Source organism: Streptomyces purpureus, from assembly GCF_014648195.1.
Taxonomy (GTDB): domain Bacteria; phylum Actinomycetota; class Actinomycetes; order Streptomycetales; family Streptomycetaceae; genus Streptomyces; species Streptomyces purpureus.
On record NZ_BMQQ01000069.1, the window covers coordinates 1 to 2,142 of the forward strand.

The following is a 2,142-nucleotide window of genomic DNA, read 5'->3' on the forward strand; positions in this document are numbered from 1 at the left end:
GGAGTTCAAGGCGGACGCGGTCGCGTTGTACGAGTCGCGGCCTGGAGCGACGATCAGGTCGGTCGCCGCTGATCTGGTGGTCAACCCGGAGACGTTGCGGAACTGGGTCCGGGCGGCCGGGGCGAGTCGGCCCCGGGGAGGCCGGGCGGAGGTGCCGGCCGACCCGCCCACACCGCTGGAGGCGGAGAACGCCGCTCTGCGCAAGAAGGTCCGCGAGCTGGAGGAGGAACGCGAGATCCTGCGGAAGGCTGCCAAGTATTTCGCCGGGGAGACGCGCTGGTGAGGAGCCGTCAACTAACTACTGCCTGACTTGATGTTGCTTTCGTAGTCGGCGATCGCATTCTGGAGAGCGTCGATCGTGCGGGGTGGATGGGTCCGGCGGGGCTGAGTGGGGGCCGCGGTGATGTCAGGGGCAGCAGCGAAGGCCAGCAGGGGCAAGGTCCGGTGAGCGTGGTAGCTCAAGGTGTTGCGGTCCCGGCCGAGCAGCCGGGCCGTCAGGGTGAGGGTGACGGTGTTGCGGCGGTTCAGGACAGCGGCCAGGACCCGGTGCCGGTGGTCGAGGAAGCCGAAGCCAGGGTTGTAACCGCGCCGGTTGAGGCCCTTCCTCTTCTCCCGTTCTGCCTCAGCCAGGACCCGGCGGCAGGGTTCGAGGTCCTCCACGAGCCGGTCGAACTGTTCGCGGGACATGCCGGTCAGGGCGGGGTGCGTGAGCAGGTAGGTGGCCTCGGCCGGGATCGGCGGTGCCTTCGCCCGGTCCGGCTCGGCGGGCGGCGCCTGCTGGGGGTCGTCCGGGGCGATGGTGTAGTTCCACTCGCCGTGGAAGTCGTCGCGCTGGACGCGCTGCAGGATGGCCTTGCGCTCATCCTTGGTGAGCGTGCGCCCGGTGGGGTAGTCGTTCTCGTCAAGGACGGCGCTGACGGTCAGGCCGGTGCGGGTGCGGGTGGCCGTGATGCTCTGGAGCAGTATCTCGTAGCTGGTCAGGGGCCGTCCGCGCAGGCTGTGGGTGATGCGGGAGAACAGGCGGTGCTCGACCTTGTTCCACTTCGATGTTCCCGGCGGAAAGTGCAGGACGGTGATGGTCAGTCCGCACTCGTCGGCGATGGCTGCCAGGTCCTTCTTGAATAGGTGGGAGCCGGCGGAGTTCGCCCCTCCGGAGTCGGCGGTGATCAGCAGCCGGGTCGCGTCGGGGTAGTCGTGCCGGCCTTGCTGGTTCCACCAGCGGCGGATGGACTCCACCGCGAAGGCCGCGGTGTTGCGGTCGGTGCCCACGTTCACCCAGCCGGTGTCCTGTCCCAGGTCGTAGACGCCGTACGGGATTGCGACCGGGGTGTCGGGGTCCACGAAGTCGTGGTCCGGGGCCGTGATCGGCGCCCCCTTGGGGCGGTAGGTGCGGCCCGCCCGAGCGAAGTCGCCGATCGGCTCCTTCTTCTTCGCATCCACGCTCACCACCGGCAGCTCCTGGGACAGGAACCGCTCGGCCGTGGCGTTGATGTGCCGGAACTGGGCGTCACGGTCCGGGACTTGGCTACCGGCACGGGTCTTGGCCATGCCCTGGAGGCTGAAGCCCATCGAGTGCAGCAGGTTGCCCACAGCCGGGGCGCTGATCGGATGGCCTGCCGCGGTCAGTTCCCGGGCCAGGTCGCGCAGCGAGGCGGTGGTCCAGCGCAGCGGGGAGACCGGGTCGCCGACCTCCCGTGGCTCGATCAGGGCCTTGAGTGCCGGCACCAGGCCGGGATCACGTTCGGCGGCCGGTCGGCGTCCGCCGCCGGGGCGGCGCACCCGACCCAGTACTGGTGTCCCGGTCGCGAGCTCGTCGCGTCCCCGCGCGATGGTCGACTCTGATACCTCCGCCAGCCTGGCCACTGCGGTGATCCCGCCGTGCCCGAGCGCGGCGGCCTCGGAGGCCAGATACAGGCGGCGCTGCCGCTCGTCCAAGTGCGGCAGGATCTCCGCGAACTTCACGTCCAGTACTGCCAGGGTTGCTTCCAGAATCCCCACAGACGCCGACTTACCACACCACCCACTTCAACGGGCCCGAACCCGGCAGTAGTTAGTTGACGGCTCCTGAACCGCTTCCAGTTCGTCGCCGACCACCAGCGCCGCCACGGCGTGAAGCGGCTGTGCACCATCCTCGGCATCGCC

2 protein-coding genes are annotated in these 2,142 nt (G+C 69.5%); one reads left to right on the forward strand and one right to left on the reverse strand.

Annotated elements, in window-relative coordinates; all coding sequences use genetic code 11:
- The coding region (locus tag IEZ01_RS34370) for a transposase (RefSeq protein WP_189205710.1) at window positions 1–283 on the forward strand (283 nt) is incomplete at its 5' end.
- A gap of 11 nt (window positions 284–294) precedes the next feature.
- On the opposite strand, the gene IEZ01_RS34375 is transcribed toward IEZ01_RS34370, so the two are convergent.
- Window positions 295–1,989 (reverse strand): ISAzo13 family transposase, encoded by a 1,695-nt coding sequence (locus IEZ01_RS34375; RefSeq protein ID WP_229833367.1) that lies wholly within the window; start codon window positions 1,987–1,989, stop codon window positions 295–297.
- Between the last annotated feature and the right edge of the window lie 153 nt (window positions 1,990–2,142).